Annotated in this window: 27 protein-coding genes; 26 read left to right on the plus strand and 1 reads right to left on the minus strand. The window is 37.8% G+C overall.

The annotated features are described in order from the left end of the window. The first annotated feature begins 130 nt into the window (after positions 1-130). Both rpsA and fni read left to right on the plus strand, forming a co-directional pair. Positions 131-1,267, plus strand: a complete 1,137-nt coding sequence (gene rpsA, locus ACQ5H4_RS00445; protein WP_430772999.1) for a 30S ribosomal protein S1 — start codon at positions 131-133, stop codon at positions 1,265-1,267. Between the two features lie 12 nt (positions 1,268-1,279). Next, entirely contained in the window at positions 1,280-2,329 is a 1,050-nt protein-coding gene (gene fni, locus ACQ5H4_RS00450; protein ID WP_430773000.1) for a type 2 isopentenyl-diphosphate Delta-isomerase, read from the plus strand. Positions 2,330-2,356: 27 nt separating this feature from the next. Here the strand turns inward: fni and ACQ5H4_RS00455 are convergent, their stop codons facing one another. Next, complete coding sequence (locus ACQ5H4_RS00455; protein ID WP_119708959.1) at positions 2,357-2,500, minus strand: YpzI family protein; 144 nt, start codon at positions 2,498-2,500, stop codon at positions 2,357-2,359. 105 nt (positions 2,501-2,605) lie between these two features. Here ACQ5H4_RS00455 and ACQ5H4_RS00460 point away from each other — a divergent pair, with 105 nt between their 5' ends. The 24 genes from ACQ5H4_RS00460 to ACQ5H4_RS00575 all read left to right on the plus strand — a co-directional run bounded on the left by ACQ5H4_RS00460 (position 2,606) and on the right by ACQ5H4_RS00575 (position 24,188). Next, on the plus strand, positions 2,606-3,214 hold the full coding sequence (locus ACQ5H4_RS00460; protein ID WP_430773001.1) for a YphA family membrane protein: 609 nt from the start codon (positions 2,606-2,608) through the stop codon (positions 3,212-3,214). After that, the gene (locus ACQ5H4_RS00465) at positions 3,211-4,098 is read left to right on the plus strand and encodes a YIEGIA family protein (protein ID WP_430773002.1); all 888 of its coding nucleotides are present in this window, start codon (positions 3,211-3,213) and stop codon (positions 4,096-4,098) included. The genes ACQ5H4_RS00460 and ACQ5H4_RS00465 overlap by 4 nt, the downstream gene beginning before the upstream one ends. 1 nt (position 4,099) lies before the next feature. Beyond that, positions 4,100-4,285, plus strand: coding sequence for a capping complex subunit for YIEGIA (locus tag ACQ5H4_RS00470; protein ID WP_251514652.1), 186 nt, complete (start codon positions 4,100-4,102; stop codon positions 4,283-4,285). Between the two features lie 226 nt (positions 4,286-4,511). Continuing rightward, positions 4,512-5,822: a ribosome biogenesis GTPase Der gene (der, locus tag ACQ5H4_RS00475; protein ID WP_430773003.1), complete on the plus strand. Its 1,311-nt coding sequence runs from the start codon at positions 4,512-4,514 to the stop codon at positions 5,820-5,822. 18 nt (positions 5,823-5,840) lie between these two features. Continuing rightward, the gene (locus ACQ5H4_RS00480; protein WP_430773004.1) at positions 5,841-6,893 is read left to right on the plus strand and encodes an NAD(P)H-dependent glycerol-3-phosphate dehydrogenase; all 1,053 of its coding nucleotides are present in this window, start codon (positions 5,841-5,843) and stop codon (positions 6,891-6,893) included. Positions 6,894-7,122: 229 nt separating this feature from the next. Next, the gene (locus tag ACQ5H4_RS00485; RefSeq protein WP_430773005.1) at positions 7,123-7,323 is read left to right on the plus strand and encodes a DUF2768 domain-containing protein; all 201 of its coding nucleotides are present in this window, start codon (positions 7,123-7,125) and stop codon (positions 7,321-7,323) included. Between the two features lie 38 nt (positions 7,324-7,361). Then, positions 7,362-8,069 (plus strand): hypothetical protein, encoded by a 708-nt coding sequence (locus ACQ5H4_RS00490; RefSeq protein ID WP_430773006.1) that lies wholly within the window; start codon positions 7,362-7,364, stop codon positions 8,067-8,069. Positions 8,070-8,258: 189 nt separating this feature from the next. Then, complete coding sequence (gene spoIVA, locus ACQ5H4_RS00495; protein ID WP_119708952.1) at positions 8,259-9,737, plus strand: stage IV sporulation protein A; 1,479 nt, start codon at positions 8,259-8,261, stop codon at positions 9,735-9,737. A gap of 346 nt (positions 9,738-10,083) precedes the next feature. Further along, positions 10,084-10,356 (plus strand): HU family DNA-binding protein, encoded by a 273-nt coding sequence (locus tag ACQ5H4_RS00500; protein WP_066047575.1) that lies wholly within the window; start codon positions 10,084-10,086, stop codon positions 10,354-10,356. Positions 10,357-10,556: 200 nt separating this feature from the next. Next, positions 10,557-11,123, plus strand: coding sequence for a GTP cyclohydrolase I FolE (folE, locus tag ACQ5H4_RS00505; RefSeq protein WP_251514661.1), 567 nt, complete (start codon positions 10,557-10,559; stop codon positions 11,121-11,123). A gap of 64 nt (positions 11,124-11,187) precedes the next feature. Continuing rightward, positions 11,188-11,427, plus strand: coding sequence for a trp RNA-binding attenuation protein MtrB (gene mtrB / locus ACQ5H4_RS00510; RefSeq protein ID WP_430773007.1), 240 nt, complete (start codon positions 11,188-11,190; stop codon positions 11,425-11,427). A gap of 151 nt (positions 11,428-11,578) precedes the next feature. Next, positions 11,579-12,397, plus strand: a complete 819-nt coding sequence (locus ACQ5H4_RS00515; RefSeq protein ID WP_430773008.1) for a heptaprenyl diphosphate synthase component 1 — start codon at positions 11,579-11,581, stop codon at positions 12,395-12,397. A 5-nt stretch (positions 12,398-12,402) separates the two neighbouring features. Then, positions 12,403-13,104, plus strand: coding sequence for a demethylmenaquinone methyltransferase (gene menG / locus ACQ5H4_RS00520; RefSeq protein ID WP_430773009.1), 702 nt, complete (start codon positions 12,403-12,405; stop codon positions 13,102-13,104). Positions 13,105-13,143: 39 nt separating this feature from the next. Continuing rightward, positions 13,144-14,106, plus strand: a complete 963-nt coding sequence (gene hepT / locus ACQ5H4_RS00525; RefSeq protein WP_430773010.1) for a heptaprenyl diphosphate synthase component II — start codon at positions 13,144-13,146, stop codon at positions 14,104-14,106. Positions 14,107-14,197: 91 nt separating this feature from the next. Beyond that, on the plus strand, positions 14,198-14,644 hold the full coding sequence (ndk, locus tag ACQ5H4_RS00530; protein WP_430773011.1) for a nucleoside-diphosphate kinase: 447 nt from the start codon (positions 14,198-14,200) through the stop codon (positions 14,642-14,644). A 166-nt stretch (positions 14,645-14,810) separates the two neighbouring features. After that, positions 14,811-15,587, plus strand: a complete 777-nt coding sequence (locus ACQ5H4_RS00535; RefSeq protein ID WP_430773012.1) for a CheR family methyltransferase — start codon at positions 14,811-14,813, stop codon at positions 15,585-15,587. Positions 15,588-15,701: 114 nt separating this feature from the next. After that, the gene (aroC, locus tag ACQ5H4_RS00540) at positions 15,702-16,865 is read left to right on the plus strand and encodes a chorismate synthase (protein ID WP_430773013.1); all 1,164 of its coding nucleotides are present in this window, start codon (positions 15,702-15,704) and stop codon (positions 16,863-16,865) included. Next, positions 16,865-17,953: a 3-dehydroquinate synthase gene (aroB, locus tag ACQ5H4_RS00545; protein ID WP_430773014.1), complete on the plus strand. Its 1,089-nt coding sequence runs from the start codon at positions 16,865-16,867 to the stop codon at positions 17,951-17,953. The genes aroC and aroB overlap by 1 nt, the downstream gene beginning before the upstream one ends. Then, a complete protein-coding gene (aroH, locus tag ACQ5H4_RS00550) occupies positions 17,950-18,312 on the plus strand; it encodes a chorismate mutase (RefSeq protein WP_430773015.1) in 363 nt (120 codons plus the stop codon). Before aroB ends, aroH begins: the two co-directional genes overlap by 4 nt. A 33-nt stretch (positions 18,313-18,345) precedes the next feature. Further along, positions 18,346-19,440, plus strand: coding sequence for a histidinol-phosphate transaminase (gene hisC / locus ACQ5H4_RS00555; RefSeq protein WP_430773534.1), 1,095 nt, complete (start codon positions 18,346-18,348; stop codon positions 19,438-19,440). 21 nt (positions 19,441-19,461) lie between these two features. After that, complete coding sequence (locus ACQ5H4_RS00560) at positions 19,462-20,568, plus strand: prephenate dehydrogenase (RefSeq protein ID WP_430773016.1); 1,107 nt, start codon at positions 19,462-19,464, stop codon at positions 20,566-20,568. Between the two features lie 31 nt (positions 20,569-20,599). Beyond that, positions 20,600-21,886 carry a 3-phosphoshikimate 1-carboxyvinyltransferase gene (gene aroA / locus ACQ5H4_RS00565; RefSeq protein ID WP_430773017.1) on the plus strand — a complete coding sequence of 429 codons (1,287 nt, stop codon included), beginning with the start codon at positions 20,600-20,602 and terminating at the stop codon, positions 21,884-21,886. 113 nt (positions 21,887-21,999) lie between these two features. Continuing rightward, complete coding sequence (locus tag ACQ5H4_RS00570; RefSeq protein WP_430773018.1) at positions 22,000-22,902, plus strand: hypothetical protein; 903 nt, start codon at positions 22,000-22,002, stop codon at positions 22,900-22,902. 23 nt (positions 22,903-22,925) lie between these two features. Then, positions 22,926-24,188: a tetratricopeptide repeat protein gene (locus ACQ5H4_RS00575; protein ID WP_430773020.1), complete on the plus strand. Its 1,263-nt coding sequence runs from the start codon at positions 22,926-22,928 to the stop codon at positions 24,186-24,188. Positions 24,189-24,204 lie beyond the last annotated feature (16 nt).

The raw sequence follows: 24,204 nt of genomic DNA on the forward strand, positions 1-24,204 counted from the left end.
ATAAGAAGTTTAATTAAAGAGATTTTTTAGATTATTCTCTAAGTATGGTCAGAAGCCATTGTTTCAAACGGTGATGCAAACATCACTTTTTATAAAAATGGAGCAGTTAATGGATTAAGGAGGAGTACATATGTCTGAAGAAATGAATCAAGTGGAAGTTATGGATTTTCAAGTGGGTGACAAAGTAAGCGGACAAGTGACAAAGGTGGAGGAAAAACAGGTTATTATCTCAATACCAAACAGTAAACTTGATGGAATTATACCAATTAGTGAATTATCAAGTCTGCACATTGAAAAAGCAAGCGATGCGGTTAATGAAGGTGACCAGCTTGAATTAGAAGTCCTAAAGGTAGAAGAAGATGCCCTGATCCTTTCAAAGCGAAAAGTAGATGCTGAAAATGCATGGCAAGAGCTTGAGCAAAAGTTTGAATCTGGTGAAGTCTTTGATGCTGAGATTAAAGATGTTGTAAAAGGCGGACTTGTAGTAGATCTTGGAGTTAGAGGTTTTGTACCTGCTTCTTTAGTGGAAGCACACTTTGTTGAAGATTTCTCTGATTATAAAGGTAAAACGATGCTATTTAAAATTGTTGAATTAGACAAGGAGAAGAATCGTCTTATCCTTTCTCATCGTGCTGTTATTGAGCTTGAAAAAGGAAAACAAAAGAAAAATATTTTAGATTCATTAGCTCCTGGTCAGGTTCTTTCAGGTACTGTTCAAAGAATTACTGATTTTGGTGCATTTGTAGATATTGGTGGAATTGATGGATTAGTTCACATTTCTCAGTTATCTCATGAGCATGTGGTTAAGCCAACGGATGTCGTTCAAGAGGGACAGCAGGTTCAAGTAAAGGTGCTTAGTGTTGACCGTGATAATGAGCGTATTTCTTTATCTATTAAAGAAACATTACCTGGACCATGGGCTAATATTTCTGAAAAAGCAGCAAAAGGTACCACTTTAGAAGGGGTAGTAAAACGTCTTGTTTCTTATGGTGCTTTTGTTGAAGTGTTCCCAGGAGTAGAAGGGTTAGTTCATATTTCTCAAATTTCACATAAGCATATAGCTACACCACATGAAATATTAAAGGAAAATGAAACAGTGAAAGTGAAGGTTCTTGAAGTAAATGAGCAAGAACAAAGACTTTCTCTAAGTATAAAAGAACTATCTGAAAAGGAAGAAGAAGTGAAGGATTATGAACTTCCTGAAGAATCAAAAGGTTTTCAGTTAGGTGAAATGATTGGAGATCAACTGAAGAATTTAAAGAGATAATGGTGATGATCATTGACTAGATCGAAACGGAAATGGGACCATATACAATTTGCTCTCTCTACAGGGCAATCGAGAGATACTGGTTTTGATGATATTACGTTTATTCACCAAAGCTTGCCTGACTCCTCAACGGAGCAGGTGAGTCTTGATACTATGATTGGCGAACTTTCTTTGAGTTCGCCTCTTTTTATCAATGCCATGACCGGCGGTGGTGGAGAACGAACAGAAGAAATAAATGGACAGCTAGCCCTTGTGGCAAAGGAAACAAGAGTGGCAATGGCAGTTGGATCACAAATGTCATCAATAAAGAACCCTAGTGAGATATGCACTTATAAAATTGTTAGAAAAGTAAATCCGAATGGATTGATATTCGCAAATTTAGGTAGTGAAGCATCAGTGGATCAGGCGCTTCAAGCGGTTGATATGCTAGAAGCAAATGCGCTTCAAATCCACTTAAATACAATTCAAGAACTAACGATGCCCGAGGGAGATCGGGATTTTACTGGTGCACTATCACGCATTGAAGAAATAGTAAAAAAATTACCTGTACCTGTCATTGTCAAAGAGGTTGGTTTTGGCCTGAGTCGTGAAACAGTAAAGAAACTCACTCAAGTGGGAGTTTCTATTGTCGATGTCGGTGGTTTTGGTGGGACAAACTTTGCCAAAATCGAAAATGAAAGACGAAATCGGTTGCTGTCGTTTTTTAACTCATGGGGAATTCCTACAGCTGCTTCCATTGCAGAGGTGAAATACAGTTTCCATGACTTAACTGTATTAGGTTCAGGAGGCATACAGTCAAGCTTAGACGTTGTTAAGGCACTGTCTTTAGGTGCATCCGCAACAGGGTTAGCAGGGTATTTGCTCAAAATCCTTTTAGAAGAAGGAATAGAGGCAAGTATTTCAGAAATTGAAGAAATCAAGATGGAAATTGGGTTTATGCTGACCGCTCTTGGTGCAAGAACGATTATGGATCTTCAAAAGGCACCTTTGGTAATCGAGGGGAAAACTCATCATTGGCTTAATGAACGAGGAATAAACACAAAAATATATAGCAATCGATAAAGCTCCCGGAAAAGGGAGCTTTTTTCATTAATATCTTTTATTATTATTTAGCTCTCTAGCCTCTTCTGGGCTGGATAGTTTGGTTGCCCCTTTTTTCTCCAACTCTTGGTCTCGATCGGACTCGACACGACCACTTGCTTTTAACTTGCTTTGTTGACGATCTTTACCCATGATCCCACCTCCTCTCCATTAACATGAATCATTTTTGAAAGTTTATACATCTTACGGTTAAAGTACATACTGAAAAGCCATAATGGAGATGATAGGAGGGGTGACATGGAAGGAATATTCTTTTATTGGACATTTTGGGCGCTTTGGATTTGTACGACCTTTTTTATGAGTAAAACGAATCCCAACCGAGTGAAGTACACAGTCATCATATTATTTTCGATTATTTTGTCTTCTCAATCTATACACTTGTTTGGGCTAGAAGTGTCTGTTGTTTCAATTTTCTTTTTAATCCTAGCCTATTATGAAATTGGGAAAATGAAAGGAAAATCACTGGTCTACTTTTTGATCACATCATTTATTCTAATGCTTGCGTATGGCAGTTTTCAATTATTTGAACTATTTGATCCTGTTTGGTTAATCCTTGATAGAAATTGGATGTTTGCCGTCGTATTAACGTATATGACCATAATGATGCATAATGAGGTTTTTAAAAGGGTGGTTGCGCTTCTTTTTGGGAGCATCCACGGAGAGTTTGTTTATTCTCTAGTGTTGGATGTATATTCAATGGAAATCCCAATCGGGTCACTTCAATTTTTGGATGTTATTTCCATATCTGTTTGTCTCATTCTGGCCTGGAGCGGTTTTGAAAAGCTAACTAGCCTGTTTGAAGGACATGTTTATCAACTAGAAAAGGGGAGAGGAAGACAATCGTGAGTGAGTACACTTATCCTATATTATTTGGAGTGGTTGTTGGAACAGCAACAAGAATTTATATGCTACGAACGGATTATCGACAGTATCCTACCTACCTTCACGGAAAAATCATTCATGTAGCTTTAGGGTTCATCGCAGCAGGGCTAGGTACTGTTGCCATACCATCTATACTTGAAGAAGAGTTTACTGCCATCACCTTTTTAACTTTGGCTGCCTCACAATTTAGAGATGTGAGAAATATGGAAAGAAATACATTAAATGAATTGGATAACTATGAACTAGTTCCACGAGGAAAGACGTATATTGAAGGCATTGCCATAGCTTTTGAAAGTAGAAATTATTTAGTTATTTTTACTTCCTTTCTATGTACGCTTGGATTTCTCCTTTTTAATATTTTGGGTGGGGTCATTGCAGCGGTCATTGCCATTTTCATTTCTACCAAACTAATGTCTGGAGGCAGGCTTGGTGATATTGTAGAAGTAGAGTACTTTGAACCTCGTTTTGATGGTCCAGGCTTGTATGTGGACAATATTTATATAATGAACATTGGACTACCAGAAAGACAAAAGGAAGTACTAAGCTATGGGATGGGGTTTATTCTTAAACCGAAAAATTTTGACGCAAGAGCGACAATTGCGAATCTTGGACAACGCCAGGCAATTCTACATGATGTATCTAACGCATTAGGAGTGTATCGAGATTCTGGTACACCAGCTCTCGTTCCATTGGCGAAAAGAGACCTAGATGATGGAAGAGTGGGGGTATTTATTCTTCCTCAAGAAAATGATATTGAAAAGGCAAAGAAAATTATTAAAAAGGTTCCGACTTTAGAAAATGCCATCCGAATGCCAAAAGAGAGAGAGAGAAAATTAGAGGAGAGATAAAATGGATATTGAAAAGTTTATCCTTGCTGCCATTACGACGAATCCTAAAAAAGTCCCATGTGGGGTGGCGGTTTTTCATTGTGATGATAAAGAGGAGATGGAAAAGATCACGACGAATCTTGAAGCTATTTTGGATGGAATTGCCCATTCTCTTACTGATGAATTGTACGTAATTGTGAAACATTAAAGTGGTTTCTTCTGATTTTGTTTGCTAGTACATGTCCACTTTGATAATATAATAAAGTTAGACCCTTCTGTTTGTAGAAGGGTTTCTTTACTAAATGCTGATTTACACCATAATTAAATGAGATGTTTGTAATTTCAACTGTTCTTGCACGGATACATAACTTTGCTTATATATTGTCTGAATGATTGTTGATATCTCTTTTATTATTTTAGGAAGGATGAAAAAAATGGTAAAACCTGTAATAGCGATTGTGGGTCGTCCTAACGTTGGGAAGTCTACAATCTTTAATAGAATAGTTGGTGAGCGGATTTCGATTGTTGAAGATATACCTGGGGTTACTCGAGATCGAATTTATAGTTCAGCTGAGTGGCTTAGTCATGATTTCAATATTATCGATACTGGTGGAATTGACATTGGAGACGAACCGTTTTTAGAACAGATTCGTCAACAAGCAGAAATTGCAATCAGGGAAGCAGACGTAATTATTTTCTTAACAAATGGCAGAGAGGGAGTTACTTCTGCAGATGAAGAGGTAGCGAAAATTCTTTATCGTGCCAAAAAACCGGTGGTCCTGGCAGTAAATAAAATTGATAACCCAGAAATGAGAGATCTAATTTACGATTTTTATGCCTTAGGATTTGGAGAGCCTTACCCAATCTCAGGTTCACATGGTCTAGGTCTTGGTGATCTTTTAGACGCAGCAGCTAATCATTTTCCAAGTAAGGACGAGAAAGACTATGATGATGACGTTATTAAGTTTTCTCTGATTGGTCGACCAAATGTAGGGAAATCATCACTAGTGAATGCGATGCTTGGAGAAGAGCGCGTAATCGTAAGTGATATCGCTGGTACAACAAGAGATGCAATAGACTCTATGGTAACGGTAAATGGAGAACGCTACGTCATTATCGATACGGCAGGTATGAGAAAAAGAGGAAAAGTGTACGAAACAACTGAAAAGTATAGTGTGCTTCGTGCGTTACGTGCTATAGAACGTTCCGACGTCGTTTTAGTGGTTATTAATGCAGAAGAGGGAATTATAGAACAGGATAAAAAGATAGCTGGGTATGCCCATGAAGCAGGACGAGCTATAGTGATAGTCGTAAATAAATGGGATGCAGTGGAAAAAGATGAAAAGACGATGAAAGAATTCGAGGAAAAAATACGTGCGCATTTCTTATTCCTAGACTATGCTCCAATTGTGTTTTTATCTGCTAAAACAAAAAAGAGAATTCATACATTGATTCCAATGATAAACAAGGCAAGTGAAAATCATTCGATGCGTGTGGACACAAGTGTGTTAAATGATATTATTATGGACGCTGTTGCTATGAACCCAACACCAACAGACAATGGAAAGCGCCTGAAAATTTATTATACGACTCAAGTTTCAGTCAAGCCGCCTACTTTTGTTGTGTTTGTCAATGATCCAGAGCTTATGCATTTCTCATATCAGCGTTTTATAGAAAATCGTATAAGAGAAGCTTTCGGGTTTGAAGGAACTCCTATCAAAATCTTTGCTAGAGAAAGAAAATAAGTAAAAGGTTGTGATGCTATGCAAATCCAAAAAGAAAAAATTACTGTAATTGGAGCGGGAAGCTGGGGAACCGCGCTATCGCTAGTGTTAGCCGACAACGATCATGAGGTAAGGTTATGGGGGCATAATCGTGATCAAATTATTGAGTTAAACACCACTCACACCAATAAAAAGTATTTGCCTGAGATAATACTTCCGGAAACAATTGTTGGTTACGACTCTCTTGAAGAGGTTTTAAAAGGAGTGAAGACCATCATATTGGCTGTACCAACAAAGGCCATTCGTGAAGTAATAAAAAAGATGGTTCCTTTTATTGAAAATCCGCTAACCATTGTCCATGTTAGTAAAGGGATTGAACCAGATACACTTATGCGCATTTCAGAGATGATTGAAGACGAAATGCCAGAAGATCTTTTACAGGATGTGGTTGTATTATCAGGGCCGAGTCATGCTGAAGAGGTGAGTCTACGTCAACCAACAACAGTGACTGTCTCATCCAAGAGCATGGAAGCAGCTGAACGTGTACAGGATTTATTTATTAATCAACATTTCCGTGTATACACAAATCCGGATATTATCGGAGTAGAAGTGGGTGGCGCATTAAAGAATATTATTGCGTTAGCCGCTGGTATCACTGACGGGTTAGGATATGGGGATAATGCAAAGGCAGCCTTAATAACTAGGGGGCTTGCTGAAATTGCTCGACTAGGCACAAAAATGGGTGCAAGTCCGCTAACATTTTCTGGTTTAACAGGGATAGGTGATTTAATCGTTACATCTACAAGTGTTCACTCAAGAAATTGGAGAGCTGGAAATTTGCTCGGCAAAGGTCATAATTTAGATGAAGTGCTGGAAAATATGGGAATGGTAGTAGAGGGTGTTCGGACCACAAAAGCCGCGTATCAATTAGCGGAAAAGTACGGTGTGAAGATGCCAATCACAACGGCGTTGTACAATGTCCTATTTAACCATGCAAAACCGAAGGATGAAGTGGATTTGCTCATGACACGTGTAAAGACTCATGAGATGGAAGATCTTGCAAATGTACTTGTTGAAAAGGGATTAGAATAAATATTTTTAAAAATAGGCTTTTCAATGATGCGTTTACATAGAGAAATGCATACAATGCAACGAAGCAAACCTGGTAAAATGAACAGGGAGTATGTATATTTAGTCTTACGAGCTAAAGTAAAGTGACGCCCCTCCTTTGCTTTAGCTTTTTTTTCGATCTAAAAAACGAAAAAGGCAAGCATTGAGACAATTATGATATAATATTTTAGGCAAAGGGAGGGAGTTACAAATGTCACCGTCACTAATGAAAATGTGGATCTCCTTGGCGGGGATGGGCTTTATGTTTATTTCCATTATTTTAATTTATTTAAGCAGATTTAAGTTTTCTAACAAAGTTCTAAAAGCAATAACAGCTATTGTTGCCTATTTTTTAATGATTCTTTCTGGAATAATCATTTTTTTTGTCGTACTATCGGGACCAACAAGTTAAGTGTAATGGAAAATACATAGGTTAAAAGGGTTGAGTGTATGAAAGGCCAAGTATTATTGTTATTGTCCATCGTTATAATGGTGTTGACAGGCTGTATGTACCCGCAGGATGAGTTGGTACAAAATCAAATACCGTATGAAGATCAAGTTCAAGCGGTTCAATCTGCAGTTAAGCAATTTCAAGAGGATAATGGTGGTATATTGCCAATAAAGACAAAGGAAATGGACACTCCTATTTATGAAAAGTACCCGATTGATTTTAACAGAATCAGTCCGAAGTATTTAGCAGAACCACCTGGAAACGCTTACGAATCCGGAGGTGTGTTTCAATACGTACTAGTTGACGTTGAGGAAAATCCAACGGTTAAGATTTTTGATTTACGAATGGCGGAAAAAATCAAAGGTATAAATCTTTTAATTAGTTTACAAAAATATCCTCCATACAAAGAAGAAATAACAAAAGGTGTATACACAATGGATTTCGAGAAAATAGGTTATGACGAAGAACCATTTGTTGTGAGCCCGTATACGAACCAAAACCTATCTTTTGTTATAACTGGAAGTGGAGAAGTTTTTATCGATTACAGAAGTGATTTATATCAAGCAATGCAAAATGGAAGTTGTAAGAAGGCAGCAGGTGACGATATTCGCGACTGCTTATTGCAGGATTCATTGTTTGTGCCTGCCTTTTCACTGCCATATACAATGGATGAAAAGACAAAAGAACCTATCTTTTTAGTGGATTAGTCATAACCTCTTTCCTACAGAAATACAATGTAGGAGAGAGGTTTTTTTATATTTGTATGGACTATAACAGTTAGGCAAAAAAAATTATAAAAACTGTCATAACGTTGTAGGACAACGTCATACACATATATTGTCTATACATTAGGGTTATTTTATCCCACTATCTCATTGATTTCAGGAGGGGATCACTTGGAAAAGGTAGATATTTTTAAAGATATTGCCGAAAGAACGGGCGGCGATATATATTTAGGAGTTGTAGGAGCAGTAAGAACAGGGAAATCAACCTTTATCAAGAAGTTTATGGAGCTAGTAGTTATTCCAAACATGGCAAATGAATCAGATCGAGCTCGCACCCAAGATGAATTGCCTCAAAGTGCTGCAGGGAAAACGATTATGACAACTGAACCAAAATTTGTCCCAAATCAGGCTGCAAGCATACATGTTGATGACGGGTTGGATGTGAACATCCGCTTAGTTGACTGTGTTGGTTATACGGTTCCAGGTGCGAAGGGCTATGAAGACGAAAATGGACCTAGAATGATTAATACACCTTGGTATGAGGAGCCAATTCCATTCCATGAAGCAGCTGAAATTGGAACAAGGAAGGTTATTCAAGAGCACTCAACGATTGGTGTAGTTATTACTACAGATGGTACCATTGGAGAAATTCCACGTTCTGCATACTTAGAAGCTGAAGAGAGAGTAATCAATGAATTAAAAGAGGTTGGAAAACCATTCATTATGGTCATTAACAGCGTACAACCTTATCATCCAAATACGGAAAAATTACGTACAGAGCTTTCAGAGAAATACGATATTCCCGTATTGGCAATGAGCGTGGAAGGAATGCGCGAAGGTGACGTCATGAACGTAATGCGTGAAGCACTTTATGAATTCCCTGTGCTTGAAGTAAACGTGAACCTCCCTAGCTGGGTCATGGTACTTAGAGAGGATCACTGGCTAAGAGAAAGCTATCAGGAAGCAGTGAAAGATACAGTTAAAGATATTAAGAGATTAAGAGATGTTGACCGAGTCGTTAGTCAATTTAGTGATTATGAATTTATTGATCGTGCAGGGCTTGCTGGAATTGAGATGGGTCAAGGAATTGCTGAGATCGACCTGTATGCGCCAGACGATTTATACGATGACATATTAAAAGAAATTGTCGGAGTAGAAATCCGAGGAAAAGATCATTTGTTAGAGCTAATGCAAGACTTTGCTCATGCGAAGCAAGAATATGATCAAATCTCTGATGCACTTAAGATGGTAAAACAAACAGGCTATGGAATTGCTGCACCGTCGCTCGCTGATATGAGCTTAGATGAACCTGAGATCATCCGTCAAGGACCACGCTTTGGTGTACGCTTAAAAGCGGTAGCTCCTTCCATTCATATGATTAAAGTGGATGTAGAGTCCGAATTTGCTCCGATTATCGGTACAGAGAAGCAAAGTGAGGAATTGGTTCGATACTTGATGCAGGATTTTGAGGACGATCCACTTTCGATTTGGAACTCAGACATTTTTGGAAGAAGCCTGAGTTCAATCGTTCGTGAAGGAATCCAAGCAAAATTATCATTAATGCCTGAAAATGCAAGATACAAATTAAAAGAAACGCTAGAAAGAATCATCAACGAAGGTTCTGGTGGATTAATTGCGATAATCTTATAAATGCATGGACTCCTAGATGGGAGTCTTTTTTTTGCTTGATTTTAATAAATTCACGACAGAATTCATCAAAAACCCCGAAAATACTACCATAAATTAGCGAAAATTCTTGATAACCCCAATTTATTATGATAATCTTTTAACAGAATTAGTACGATATGCCGTCAAAGCCTTATAAATAAAGGTTTTTCTTAAAAAAAACGTTGAAAAATTAGTTTTCATCATTTAATATAAGGCATGTCAGAGAAAACAGCTTCAATTACGTATAGAATTCGACTAAATTGTTTACTAATGAAGATAAGAACGTTTTCACTAACTGAATATACCATTTTGGGAGGAGGTGAAAGGCATGAACAAGACAGAACTAATCAACGCAGTTGCTGAAGCGAGTGAACTTTCTAAAAAGGACGCTACAAAGGCAGTTGACGCAGTTTTCGATTCAATTCTTGAAGCCCTTAAAAACGGTGATAAAGTTCAATTAATCGGATTTGGGAACTTCGAAGTTCGTGAGCGTGCAGCTCGTAAAGGACGTAACCCACAAACTGGTGAAGAGATCGAAATCTCTGCTAGCAAGGTTCCTGCTTTCAAACCAGGAAAAGCACTTAAAGATGCTGTAAAATAATTACATAAATCGATACATGATTATGTTATAGAAAAGGATCTCGTTTATACGTGATCCTTTTTCTATTTTTTCAGCTATTTTGTGGCACATTAAAAGAAACTTCTACTTTGCTAGAAAGAAATTGGTTGTGCTAATATGTATAAGTAGTTGGCATGATATGAAAAAACAGAGGGAACTCATTGCAGTAGGAGGAATTTAGTATGTCAGAAGTTAATCGTACCCAAATAGAGGAAGCGGTGCGTCTTATATTAGAAGCCGTAGGTGAAGATCCAAATCGTGAGGGTGTGTTAGATACGCCTAAACGAGTAGCGAAAATGTATGAGGAAGTATTCTCAGGATTGAACCAAGATCCAAAAGAATATTTTGAAACAGTATTTAGTGAGGACCATGAAGAGATTGTCCTTGTAAAAGATATTCCATTTTATTCTATGTGTGAACATCATCTTGTTCCTTTTTATGGTGTCGCTCATGTAGCTTATATACCAAGAAATGGTCGAGTGACTGGATTGAGTAAGTTAGCTCGTGCTGTGGAAGCAGTAGCTAAACGTCCTCAGTTACAAGAAAGAATTACTTCCACAGTTGTTGACGCGATTATGGAGAAGCTGGAGCCTTATGGTGCAATGGTCGTTGTTGAAGCAGAGCATATGTGTATGACTATGCGTGGAGTGAAAAAGCCTGGGGCCAAAACCGTAACTCAAGCAGTCCGAGGAACTCTTGCGGAGGACGCAACAGCTAGAGCAGAGGTACTTTCCCTAATTAAATACTAAACATTATAAAAAGGGCTACATAATGGTTAGCCCTTTCATACAAAAATGAAGGGAGCAAGAATTGGTGGACCAAAAAAATTCTTTAACAAGTGATTACATTGTTATTAAAGCTATAGAAGATGGTGTGAATGTAATCGGTTTAACAAGAGGAACTGATACCAAATTTCATCACTCTGAGAAATTGGATAAAGGCGAAGTGATGATTGCTCAGTTTACTGAGCACACGTCAGCTATTAAGATTCGCGGAAATGCAAAAATTATTACATCCTATGGAGAGGTTGAGAGCGAAACAAAAGCGAAATAAATGCGAATCATGTCCATTTGGTAGGCATTTGTGATATAATTGTCTCTGCCTTTAGTGAGTGGTAAATCGTACATATGCAGTAATCCTCATGAGAAGAAATGAGGCTAATCACATTACATATACAGAATTTGGGGATACAAGGGTGATAATTGTGGGAGACTTTCAAAGAAAAATAGCCGATGTGAAGGAAAAAGTAGAGGAAAGGCTCCTTCACCCCTATATGTTCCAATATATCAATACACCAGTGTTAGATGAAGATAAGCTTTTGTTGCTTATTTCAATTTTGGATCAATGTAAGCTATCTAATAAAGAGTTGGAGAATTATTCTATAACGACCATGTTGCTTCAAGTAGCCCTTGATACTCATGAACAAGTAACTAACATCCGTGCAAATAATGAAGTATTAAAGCAGCGACAATTAACCGTATTAGCTGGGGTTTATTATAGTGGGTTATATTATAAACTACTTGCAGATTGTAATGATGTGCATACCATTCGAATGTTAGCTCGAGGAATAAAAACAATCAATGATAAAAAAATAATTGTATATCAAAAAGATGTGTCAGAAATTGACACATTGATGAATAATGTGAAGTTGATTGAATCATCTCTCATTGATCAATTTTCCAAAAAATTTCATTTAGATGGATGGAATGACATTGTTGAAAATTTATTGTTAATCAAGCGCCTTTGTAAGGAAAAGGAAAACTTTGTACAAAAGAAATCTTCGATTGTATTTGACGCTCTTCATACTCTTATTTTTCCAAAACATAACGGTTCACTTAAAGACCTATCTTTTGAGCAACAAAACTATTTAATATTAATTTGTGACCGATATATAGAGTTTTCTAAACAATTATTAGAAAAGGCTAAAAAAGGGCTTCCTCGAATAAATGAGCTGTTAGATTCGCGAATCACATCCATCCTAAACCAAAAAACGATGGCAAAAACATTTGTGGAAGAAGGGTAACAAGCATGCATCAGTCAAAAGAAGAACGAGTTCATAACGTTTTTGAAAAGATCTCAGATAACTACGATAAAATGAATTCTGTTATTAGTTTTAAACTCCATACTAAATGGAGAGAAGATACGATGAAAAAAATGAATGTGCAAAAAGGAAAAAAGGCACTAGATGTTTGTTGCGGAACAGCGGATTGGACCATTGCTCTTGCAGAGGCTGTAGGACCTACTGGAGAAGTGATAGGACTAGACTTTAGTCAAAATATGCTTAATGTGGGAAAACAAAAAGTTACTGAATCCAATCTTAACCAAGTAACGCTCATCCATGGAAATGCCATGGAGTTACCGTTTCCTGACCATTCATTTGATTATGTTACGATTGGGTTCGGGTTAAGAAATGTACCAGATTATCTTCAAGTATTAAAAGAGATGAATCGTGTTTTAAAGCCGGGTGGAATTGCAGTCTGTCTTGAAACTTCACAACCAACATTGATAGGCTATCGACAGTTATACTATTTCTATTTTCGATTTATTATGCCATTGTTTGGTAGGGTGTTTGCAAAAAGCTATAGGGAATATTCCTGGTTACAAGAATCAGCTAGAGATTTTCCAGGTGTAAAAGAACTCGCTAGTTTATTCAAACAGGCTGGTTTTAATGACGTCACATATAAGCCATACAGCGGCGGGGCAGCTGCTGTTCATTTTGGTCATAAATAAAATAATTTTCATGTACAGGTTAGGCTAGGTGATTCACGAATGAAGCTAAAAATGATGTATTCATTTTTAAACTCAGATATTAATATTATTGAGAAAACACTAGAGGATACGGTGGAGGCTGAGTCACCTCTTCTTCGTCAAGCATCTCTACACTTGTTGCAAGCAGGGGGGAAGAGAATTCGCCCTGTTTTTGTTTTGCTGTCAGGAAAGTTTGGTAACTATGATATACATGAGATAAAAAACGTGGCAGTTGCGCTTGAACTTATTCATATGGCTTCACTTGTTCATGATGACGTCATTGACGATGCAGAACTTAGACGTGGCCAGCCAACGATTAAAGCAAAATGGGATAACCGAATTGCGATGTATACAGGTGACTATATTTTTGCCAGATCGCTAGAATTAATGACAAATATTAAAAACCCATTAGCACATCAAATTCTCTCAGAAACGATTGTTGAGTTATGTGTTGGAGAAATTGAACAAATTAAATTTAAATATGACTACAATCAAACGCTTCGTGACTATCTACTTCGAATTAAGCGGAAAACAGCTTTGTTGATTGCAGCCAGTTGCCAATTAGGAGCGGTGGCAGCAAATGTAGATGAAGAGGTTCACAAGAAGTTGTATCAGTTTGGATATTATGTAGGCATGTCCTTTCAAATCACAGATGACGTGCTAGATTTTACGGGTACCGAAGAGCAATTAGGTAAACCAGCTGGTGGTGATTTATTGCAAGGGAATATCACATTACCTGTACTATTTGCGATGGAGGATGAATCTTTACGAAAAAAAATTACCGCGGTTCATGAACATACTTCCTCGCCGGAAATTGATGAGATTATCACTTCAATAAAGAATTCAGGTGCCATTGAGCGTTCGCTTTCTATAAGTGATCGATACCTACACAAGGCAATTGATGTACTAAATCAATTACCGAATAACCGAGCTAAAAAGACGCTTAGAGATATAGCTGTGTACATAGGTAAAAGAAAATTTTAAATGTTGCGAAATCAGTTATAACTATGTTACGATTTTCGTGGATTGTCTATTGCAATCATATACATATACGAATCAAAGAGGAGTGTAACTGATGGAGAAAACATTTTTAATGGTTAAACCAGATGGGGTCCAACGTAATTTGATTGGTGAAATAGTTGGGCGTTTTGAGAGGAAGGGCTTTCAATTAGTTGGTGCAAAGTTAATGCTGATTTCTAATGAGTTAGCTGAACAGCATTACGGTGAACATAAGGAACGCCCTTTCTTCGGTGAGTTGGTAGACTTTATCACTTCAGGACCTGTTTTCGCTATGGTTTGGGAAGGGGAAAATGTAATTGCTTCAGCACGCCAAATGATGGGAGCTACAAATCCAAAGGATTCTCAACCAGGAACGATCCGTGGAGATTTTGCCGTGACTGTTGGGAAAAATATAATACATGGATCAGATTCTCCTGCAAGTGCTGAAAGAGAAATCGCTTTATTCTTTAAAGAAGAGGAACTTCTTTCATATAGCAAGCTTTTAAACAATTGGGCTTATTAATACTAAAAGAGACTTGTTTTTTCAAGTCTCTTTTTTTGTAACCGCATTCAATTGATAGGAGTAAAAAATACCCAAGTCTTTTTTCACATAAATTTTCTCCATTTTTACTGATTTTCGCTATAATAAAACATACAGATAGAAAAGTTCAAATTCAAGGGAGAAAAGTATGCTGGGAAATGATTATGAACAATTTACAATAAACATAAAGAAAAAAACTGGGATTGATTTGTCGTTATATAAAGAAGCACAAATGAAAAGACGTTTAATTTCTCTCTATGAAAAAAAGGGGTTAGGCTCATTTCAGGACTTTTACACAGCAATAAGTCAGGACAAGCTACTATTAAATGAGTTTCTTGACCGTATGACGATCAATGTGTCTGAATTTTACCGAAATGGTAAACGGTGGGAAGTATTAGAATCAAAAATACTTCCTAAACTATTAGAGAAGAATAAACGACTGAAGGTGTGGAGCGCTGCTTGCTCAACAGGTGAGGAACCATATACAATTGCCATGATTCTTTCAAACTTTATGCCACTTTCGCAGATTCAAGTTTTAGCGACTGATATTGATGATAATGTAATTGAAAGAGCAAAGATTGGCATGTATCCAGAACGTTCTTTGAATGAAGTTCCTTCCGAAATGAAAAAGAAGTTTTTTACACAGGATGGAAGCTTTTTTAAGATTTCTGACGATATTAAAAAGACGGTAACATTCAAAAAGCAGAATTTACTCGCTGATCCATTTGCTGGATCTTTTGACTTGATCGTGTGTAGAAACGTTTTGATTTATTTTACTGAAGAAGCTAAAGATGTATTATACTATAAGTTCAGTGAGGCATTAAGACAGGATGGGATTTTCTTTGTCGGCAGTACCGAGCAAATCTTTAATCCATCTTTATATGGACTGGAAACGGAAGACACGTTTTTTTATCGTAAAAGATAGGAGCCAAGAATTTGGCTTCTTTTTTTGTAAATTCACAAATTTCTGCTATGTTTATTGAAGGACATATGTTATATTGAGAAATAATCCTTTAATGAGTTGAAGGGGGAAAGAGAAATGAGATATTTAACAGCAGGAGAGTCACACGGTCCACAATTAACAACAATTATTGAAGGTTTACCAGCAGGAATGCCGCTTCTTGCAGAAGACATTGACAAAGAATTAGCAAGAAGACAAAAAGGGCATGGTCGCGGTAGAAGGATGCAAATTGAAAAGGATACTGTACATATTACAAGCGGTGTCAGACATGGATTAACACTTGCATCACCTGTAGCGCTCGTTGTACAAAACGACGATTGGAAGCATTGGACAAAGATTATGGGTGCAGAACCTACAGATGATGAAGAAGTTAAACGTGTTATAACTCGTCCACGTCCGGGACATGCCGATCTAAACGGTGCACTTAAATATGGACATAGAGATATGCGTAACGTTCTTGAAAGATCCTCTGCTAGAGAAACAACGGTAAGAGTGGCTGCTGGAGCAGTTGCAAAAAAACTCTTATCTTTACTAGGAATTCACGTTGCATCACATGTGGTTGAGATTGGTGGGATTAAATCTGAGGTAAATGCATATGACTCCATTGAGAGTTTGGCGGAGATTACCGAGAATTCACCAGTAAGATGTCTAGATCCTGTGGCTGAAAAGAAAATGATGCAGGCAATCGATGATGCAAAAGCGAATGGAGATTCTATTGGAGGAATCGTAGAAGTTGTTGTTGAAGGAATGCCTCCTGGTGTAGGGAGCTATGTTCACTATGACAGAAAGCTCGATTCTAAGCTAGCTGCTGCTATCGTGAGCATTAACGCCTTTAAGGGTGTTGAGTTTGGGATTGGATTTGAAGCAGCTAGGAAACCTGGCAGCGAAGTTCATGATGAGATTGAGTGGAGTGAAGGAGAAGGTTTCCATCGCAGCACAAATCGTCTAGGTGGCCTTGAAGGTGGAATGTCGACAGGAATGCCAATTGTTATTCGTGGAGTAATGAAGCCAATACCAACACTTTACAAGCCACTACAAAGTGTTGATATTGATTCTAAAGAATCTTTTACTGCAAGTATTGAGAGATCAGATAGCTGTGCAGTACCTGCTGCCGCAGTCGTTGCTGAAAATGTAATTGCTTGGGAGCTTGCTACAGCAATAACTAATCAATTCTACGCAGATCGTCTAGATACATTAATAAAATCAATTGAAGATCAAAGAGCATATGCGAGGGAGTTCTAATGGAGACGATTCAAATCCATACTACTTCTAAGGAGTATCCTGTAATTTTAGGGGCTGAGGCAGTAACAGCCATAGCCCCTTTTTTAAAGGAACAACTATCAAACGTTACCAAAATTATGATTATTACGGACAGTAATGTTGGGGATCGGTATTTAAATCAAGTAAAACAGCAATTAGGTGAATACGAGGTGGTCACGCATCTTGTTCCTAATGGAGAGAAAGCAAAGACTTTTGATGTTTTTTATGATTGTTTAACGGCTGCATTACAGGAAAAACTGGACCGTAAATCATTGTTTATCGCGCTTGGTGGAGGGGCGATTGGTGATTTATGTGGGTTTGTTGCTGCTTCTTTTATGAGAGGTGTCCCTTTTATTCAGCTGCCTACTACCATTCTGGCACACGATAGTGCAGTTGGCGGGAAGGTTGCAATCAATCATCCACTTGGTAAAAACATGATAGGTGCATTCTATCAACCTGAAGCTGTTATATACGATATTAATTTTTTGCAAAGTCTTCCAGCGATGGAACGTCGTTCAGGCTTTGCAGAAGTAATGAAGCATGCACTAATAAATGAACTTCATTTTTATCAATGGCTTTTAACAGATGTAGATAATCTTCAAACGATAACGACCGAGCAATTACAAGAGTGTTTATCAAAGGGAATAAAGGTAAAAGAATCTGTTGTTTCAAAAGATGAAAAAGAGCTGGGGATACGAGCATTTCTAAACTTTGGCCATACACTTGGTCATGCTATTGAAGCGGAAGCAGGATACGGCTCCATTTCACATGGGGAAGCAGTTGTAATCGGGATGGTATTCGCATTGCGGTTAAGTAAAAAACTTTTACATTTACAGTTTGATCTCCAAGAGTTTGTTGATTGGCTACATAAACTTGGTTACTCAACAAAAGTTCCTTCAGGGCTATATGAAGAAAACTTAATCGATCGTATGAAACAGGATAAGAAGACCATTGGTCAAGTGATTCTATTTGTATTATTAGAGGATATAGGGAAACCAGTCCTTTATAAAATCGACGAAATGGTCCTTTTGGAAGAACTAAAACTATTTATGAAGGAGGAGAGCCGATGATTAGAGGAGTTAGAGGTGCTATTACGGTCCAAGAAAATAAAGAAGAAGAAATTTTAGCATCCACCAAGAGACTGCTCGATGAAATGATTCAAGCTAATCGAATCTCTCCAGAGTCAGTCGCATCTGTATTTATTTCTGTAACTGATGATGTTACAGCTACATTTCCAGCTAAAGCTATGCGTCAATTAGAAGGTTGGACATATGTTCCTGTTATGTGTATGAAGGAAATCTCTGTTCCGACTGGAATTACTTTATGTATCAGGGTCATGATGCACGTAAATACTGAAATAGCACAAACGGATATTGAACATGTTTATTTGGAGGAAGCAGTTCTTTTACGACCGGATTTAAAGCAATAGGGATTTTTATTTATACGTAAGAGGTGATGGATGATGAGATGGAAGGATCAAATAAAGTCGTTAGCCCCTTATCAGCCGGGGAAATCAAAGGAAGAAGTAAAAAGGCAGTATGGGTTGGAAGAAATCATTAAATTAGCATCCAATGAAAACCCTTTTGGTTGTTCAAAAAAAGTGAGTGAAGTCATGTCTAAAGAAACAGGCTATTTCGCTCTTTATCCAGATGGCTATGCCACGACCTTACGCGATGTATTAGCATCTCATGTGGGAGTGACACAAGATCAATTAATCTTTGGGAACGGTTCAGATGAATTGATTCTAATTATTGCCCGTGCCCTTCTACGTCCTGGCTATAATACGGTAATGGCTACTCCAACCTTCCCGCAGTATAAGCACAATGCCATTATTGAGGGTGCAGAAATTCGTGAGATTCCTTTGGTAGATGGTCACCATGATTTAGATCAAATGCTTGCGGCAATTGACGAGAAAACAAATGTGGTTTGGGTGTGTAGTCCGAATAATCCTACTGGTACATATATTCCAAAAGAAAAGTTGGAAAGTTTTCTTTCTAGAGTTCCAAAAGAAACACTCGTTGTATTGGATGAAGCCTACTATGAGTATGTAATTGCGGATGATTACTATAATTCTGTGGAACTGGTTGAGCAGTATTCAAATTTGATTGTTCTTAGAACCTTCTCGAAAATTTATGGTTTAGCTAGCTTGCGTGTGGGATATGGATTTGCTTCCAAAGAAATCATTCGTGCGCTAGAGCCGGTGAGAGAGCCATTTAACGTGAATAGTTTTGCGCAATTAGCGGCTATTGAAGCTTTAGGTGATCAAGAGTACGTGGAAAACTGTCGTACCTTAAACCATCAAGGATTAGAACAGTTTTATAAGTTCTGTGAGGAGCATAATCTTACTTATATGCCTTCGCAAGGGAATTTTATCTTAATAGATTTTAAGACTGATGGCAATGAGGTATTTCAGTTCTTATTAGAGAGAGGATATATCGTACGGTCAGGAAATGCCCTTGGTTTTCCGACATCGGTCCGAGTTACGGTTGGCTCGAAGGAACAAAATGCTGGCATTATTGAAAAAATGTCACAATACATGCAAGTAAAAGCACATTAAGTAACTTTAGGCGGTGATTTCTTGAAAGGGCGTGTGCTAGTCATTGGACTAGGGCTAATTGGGGGGTCATTAGCTCTTTGCATTAAGAAAAGACACCCAGAAGCAACACTAATAGGTTTCGACATTAATTTTGAACAATGCCGTCTTGGTAAGATGCTTGGCGTAATAGATGAGATTTGTGACAATTTGGAAGAAGAAGCAATGAACGCAGATGTTATTCTTATTTCAACTCCTGTTATAGAAACAGAAAAAATGATTGAGAAGCTTTGTGAACTTCCTCTAAAAAAAGATGTCATTATCAGTGATGCTGGAAGTACAAAAGAAGCAATTGTTTTGAAAGCACAGTGTTTAAAGGAGAAAAACATCACGTTTATTGGTGGGCATCCGATGGCTGGCTCACACAAAAGTGGAGTTGCTGCAGCCAAGGAAATTCTATTTGAAAATGCTTTTTACTTATTCACACCAGAGCCACATATCTCACAGGACAAGGTTGATTTATTAAAGAGTTGGCTTGAAGGAACTAGAGCGAAATTTATTACTATATCACCTGAAGAACATGATTACTTAACAGGTGTTATTAGTCATTTTCCGCATGTGATTGCGGCCTCTCTCGTACATCAGGCGGAGCAAACAAGTAGAGACCATCAGCTTATTACAAGGTTAGCTGCTGGTGGTTTTAGAGATATTACTAGAATTGCCTCAAGCAGTCCAGCCATGTGGAAGGATATTTCCCTTCACAACAAGAAGGTACTTCTTTCTTTGTTAGATCGTTGGAAGGATGAAATGGATAAGTTCTCAAAAATTTTATCAGATAACAATGAGGCGGAGCTGTTTGATTATTTTGCCGAAGCCAAAAATTTTCGGGATGATCTTCCTAGTAAGGAAAAGGGAGCAATCCCTGCATTTTACGATCTATTTGTAGATGTTCCGGATTACCCAGGTGTTATCTCAGAAATTACAGGTTATTTAGCAAAAGAGCGTATTTCCATTACCAATATCCGTATTCTAGAAACTAGAGAAGATATAAACGGGGTACTTGTTATCAGTTTTCAAACAGAGGTCGATATGGCGAATGCGGAGGAATGCATCCAACGCTATACCAATTATGGTACCTCAACCGGCCTATAGGTTTGGTTACACGAAAGGAAGGATACAATCAATGACAACGGTGTTAACGTCACAAGTAAAGAGACTGGTAGGGGAACTCTCTATCCCTGGAGATAAGTCTATTTCTCATCGTTCTGTTATGTTTGGAGCGATTGCTCATGGTACGACTACAGTATCTAATTTTCTAACAGGTGAAGACTGTCTTAGTACGATTGCTTGTTTTCGAAAATTAGGGGTATCGATTCACCAGCATGAAGATACGGTTGAAATCGTTGGGAAGGGCTTTGAAGGCCTAGAAGAACCTAATGAACGACTAGATGTAGGTAATTCGGGAACAACGATTCGATTGATGCTTGGTATTTTATCCGGTAGACCTTTTTTTACTGCATTAGAAGGAGATTCTTCCATCGCCAAACGTCCTATGACAAGGGTTACGAATCCACTTCGTCAAATGGGCGCAATTATTGACGGCAGAGAAAATGGAAAGTTCACTCCTATTTCTATTAGAGGTGGAAATTTAGAAGGATTTACGTACGAGCTTCCAATGGCAAGTGCGCAAGTAAAATCAGCAATTATACTAGCTGGTTTACAAGCACAAGGAACGACAACGGTCATTGAACCATCGAAAACAAGAGATCATACGGAAAGAATGATTCGCCAATTTGGTGGGGAAGTTTCTGTTGATGGTTTAAAGGTCTCTGTAACTGGTGGACAAACACTCCAGGCAACTCATGTTCATGTACCGGGTGATATCTCTTCTGCTGCGTTCTTTTTAGTAGCTGGTGCGATTGTTCCTAATAGTGAAGTGACATTGCGCAATGTTGGTATTAACCCTTCTAGAACAGGGATTATTGACGTGATGCTTCAGATGGGAGCTTCTCTACATGTTTCTGATGAAGGTAAGGATGCGGCAGAGCCTGTAGCAGACTTAACTATTACAACCTCAAGTCTAAAGGGAATAACGATTGAGGGAGATATGATTCCTCGCTTAATCGATGAAATTCCTATCATTGCTCTATTAGCTACACAAGCTAATGGAACAACGATTATTAAGGACGCTGAGGAATTAAAGGTAAAAGAAACAAACCGAATTGATACAGTTGTTAATGAGTTGAAGAAATTAGGGGCGTCGATTGAAGCAACGGACGATGGTATGATTATTCACGGTGGAAGCAAGCTTCATGGCGGCCAAGTGAATAGCCATGGAGACCATCGAATCGGAATGATGCTTGCGATTGCAAGCTTAATCAGCAGTGAGGAAGTAACCTTAGAAAACGAAGAAGCAATCTCTGTTTCTTATCCAAAGTTCTTCTCACACTTAAATAAATTAATTAATTAGCAAATGAAACTGGCACGTATTTGATACGTGCCAGTTTTATATTTTCTATAAATATGTATGATTGTCCATTTTGTCTCATAGTTTGTCATAAGACCCTAAAAAGAGGTGGTTTTATGGCGTATATTATAGAGAATATAAACCTTTTAAAGAAGGACAAGCTTGAGAAAATATCTATTCTTGTGAAAAATGAGCGTATTTCCTCGATCACTAGTGAAATGAAAAACTATTCTTATGTAAAAATGAATGCCAGCGGCTATATTACGACAAATCCCCATATCATCTTTGACCCGAAAGTACCATCCCTCACAACCTTTTCAGAAATGAAGCCATATATGACGGAAAGGTTTCTTAAAAAGGGCTGTACCACATTTTTAACTTATGTGTCAGTATCTCAAGAGAAGAATTTAAAAACAAGCTTGAAACAGGTGAAAATGGGGTTATTAAGTAGTCCAATTGACTATGTTATTGGAGTAAAGATTCCTATTTCTGCATTGACTCCATCCTTTATTCGATCAGTCAAACGAGAAAAGGTACCAGCGGTTTTTATTGAGTTTTCTTCAGTAGATGAATTGAAAGAGAAGCCTTGGGGATGGATAAGGGAAGCTGTGTTTCCATATAATAGTCCCTTAATTCCATGCTTTCTAATGGATGGAGAACGCGAGAAGAAGCGTGCCAGTCAAGTATGGGATGATATTATGGATAAACATAATATTCCAAGAATAAGAGAAGAACTAGTAGAAGGGGAACCTATTTCACAGGAAGCGCTGCATAAGATGGGAATTCTACCTGTTAAATCTCATTTACATCCAGGAAGTGAAGTGAGTTATAATTTCTATGTGAAACCATCTGAAATCATAAATATTGATGAAAAGACCCTATTTTTATATCATAGTGATAGACTACTAGTAACCGTGCATAAAGGCGAAGTGATTCGTGCAGGCGATAAGGTATGGTTTCGGTCAGGATATGGAGAACATGTCATAATAAAGACTCCTAGTTTTTTTGCAGGGGAATAGATTAGAGTAAGAAGGGATACAAGATGGATAAAGTAGAAAAGATCCTTTCACTATTAGAAAGTGGTCAACATGATGAAGCAATAAAAAGTTATCAAGATATTTTATTAAATGGATCAAATGAAGAGAGATTTGTTCTTGGTGAGGAACTACTTCAGCTAGGTTTTCTAGAGGAAGCAAAAGAACTTTTTGAAACGCTTTTAATTGCGTACCCCGAAGAAGGGGAACTGCTTGTGTTATTGGCAGAAGCTTGTATCGAGCTCGGGAATGAGGAGGAAGCAATGCTAGCTCTTGAAAAAATTCACTCGTCTGACCAGAGCTATCCACAGGCCTTGCTTCTTGCAGCTGATTTATACCAAATGCAAGGATTATTTGAAGTAAGTGAACAGAAGCTCTTAACAGCTAAAAAAGTGCTTCCTGATGAAGTATTGATAGACTTTGCTTTGGCTGAGCTTTATATGGAACAAGGAAGATTTACAAATGCCATTCAATTGTACGAGGGTGTACTTAAAAAGGAAAAAGAACTTGCAGGGACAAGTATTCACCAACGTTTAGCAGAGGCGTACAGTGCAGGTGGAGCGTTTGAAGAGGCATTGCCCCATTATGAACAAGCACTAGAGGACAGATTTGAATTGAATACATTGTTCGGGTATGGTTTTACAGCCCTTCATGCCGGATACTACCAAACGGCAATCGAGAAACTTACAGAATTAAAGAATATGGACCGTGAGTACAACTCTCTTTACTTATACCTAGCTAAGGCTTATGAGCATGAAGAAGAGTTATCGACAAGTCTCGTGGTAATTAAAGAAGGCATTCAACATGATGAGTTTAATAAAGACCTCTTCTTCTACGGTGGAAAAATTGCATTAAAATTAAATCTTGAAGATGAAGCAGAGCGGCTGATTAGGGAAGCGTTAGCACTTGACCCGGAGTTCGTTGAAGCCGCACTTACCTTAAATAAGCTGTTTTTTCACCAAGAAAAATATGAAGATGTGTTAGAAATTATTGATATTATGAATGAGCATGGAGTAGAAGAACCGCAGTTATTGTGGGATGAAGCAAATGCTTTGGCGAATGTTGAAAGATATTCAGAGGCATTAAACAAATATCAACTTGCATATAATTTCTTTAAGAATCAACAAGAATTTTTAACAGACTACGGATATTTTTTAATTGAAGAAGGAAAAACGCATGACGCTGCAGAAATTTTTAGTATACTTCTTCAAATGGATCCAAGTAATGAAGAGTTTGCAGAATTGGTGCAGAGATTTTCTGAAGACATGTAAGTGAAAAAACAGGTGT

The sequence above is a fragment of the Bacillus coreaensis genome, assembly GCF_050586445.1.
Taxonomy (GTDB): domain Bacteria; phylum Bacillota; class Bacilli; order Bacillales; family Cytobacillaceae; genus Robertmurraya_A; species Robertmurraya_A coreaensis.

Excerpts from the sequence above, each read along its gene's own strand:
- aroA (WP_430773017.1), top strand. The coding sequence starts at position 20,600 with ATGACAACGGTGTTAACGTCACAAGTAAAGAGACTGGTAGGGGAACTC.
- der (WP_430773003.1), top strand. The coding sequence starts at position 4,512 with ATGGTAAAACCTGTAATAGCGATTGTGGGTCGTCCTAACGTTGGGAAG.
- ACQ5H4_RS00485 (WP_430773005.1), top strand. The coding sequence starts at position 7,123 with ATGTCACCGTCACTAATGAAAATGTGGATCTCCTTGGCGGGGATGGGC.
- ACQ5H4_RS00500 (WP_066047575.1), top strand. The coding sequence starts at position 10,084 with ATGAACAAGACAGAACTAATCAACGCAGTTGCTGAAGCGAGTGAACTT.
- aroB (WP_430773014.1), top strand. The coding sequence starts at position 16,865 with ATGGAGACGATTCAAATCCATACTACTTCTAAGGAGTATCCTGTAATT.
- hisC (WP_430773534.1), top strand. The coding sequence starts at position 18,346 with ATGAGATGGAAGGATCAAATAAAGTCGTTAGCCCCTTATCAGCCGGGG.
- ACQ5H4_RS00575 (WP_430773020.1), top strand. The coding sequence starts at position 22,926 with ATGGATAAAGTAGAAAAGATCCTTTCACTATTAGAAAGTGGTCAACAT.
- ACQ5H4_RS00570 (WP_430773018.1), top strand. The coding sequence starts at position 22,000 with ATGGCGTATATTATAGAGAATATAAACCTTTTAAAGAAGGACAAGCTT.
- rpsA (WP_430772999.1), top strand. The coding sequence starts at position 131 with ATGTCTGAAGAAATGAATCAAGTGGAAGTTATGGATTTTCAAGTGGGT.
- ndk (WP_430773011.1), top strand. The coding sequence starts at position 14,198 with ATGGAGAAAACATTTTTAATGGTTAAACCAGATGGGGTCCAACGTAAT.
- menG (WP_430773009.1), top strand. The coding sequence starts at position 12,403 with ATGCATCAGTCAAAAGAAGAACGAGTTCATAACGTTTTTGAAAAGATC.
- ACQ5H4_RS00470 (WP_251514652.1), top strand. The coding sequence starts at position 4,100 with ATGGATATTGAAAAGTTTATCCTTGCTGCCATTACGACGAATCCTAAA.
- aroC (WP_430773013.1), top strand. The coding sequence starts at position 15,702 with ATGAGATATTTAACAGCAGGAGAGTCACACGGTCCACAATTAACAACA.
- ACQ5H4_RS00490 (WP_430773006.1), top strand. The coding sequence starts at position 7,362 with ATGAAAGGCCAAGTATTATTGTTATTGTCCATCGTTATAATGGTGTTG.
- ACQ5H4_RS00455 (WP_119708959.1), bottom strand. The coding sequence starts at position 2,500 with ATGGGTAAAGATCGTCAACAAAGCAAGTTAAAAGCAAGTGGTCGTGTC.
- folE (WP_251514661.1), top strand. The coding sequence starts at position 10,557 with ATGTCAGAAGTTAATCGTACCCAAATAGAGGAAGCGGTGCGTCTTATA.
- ACQ5H4_RS00460 (WP_430773001.1), top strand. The coding sequence starts at position 2,606 with ATGGAAGGAATATTCTTTTATTGGACATTTTGGGCGCTTTGGATTTGT.
- ACQ5H4_RS00535 (WP_430773012.1), top strand. The coding sequence starts at position 14,811 with ATGCTGGGAAATGATTATGAACAATTTACAATAAACATAAAGAAAAAA.
- ACQ5H4_RS00480 (WP_430773004.1), top strand. The coding sequence starts at position 5,841 with ATGCAAATCCAAAAAGAAAAAATTACTGTAATTGGAGCGGGAAGCTGG.
- aroH (WP_430773015.1), top strand. The coding sequence starts at position 17,950 with ATGATTAGAGGAGTTAGAGGTGCTATTACGGTCCAAGAAAATAAAGAA.
- hepT (WP_430773010.1), top strand. The coding sequence starts at position 13,144 with ATGAAGCTAAAAATGATGTATTCATTTTTAAACTCAGATATTAATATT.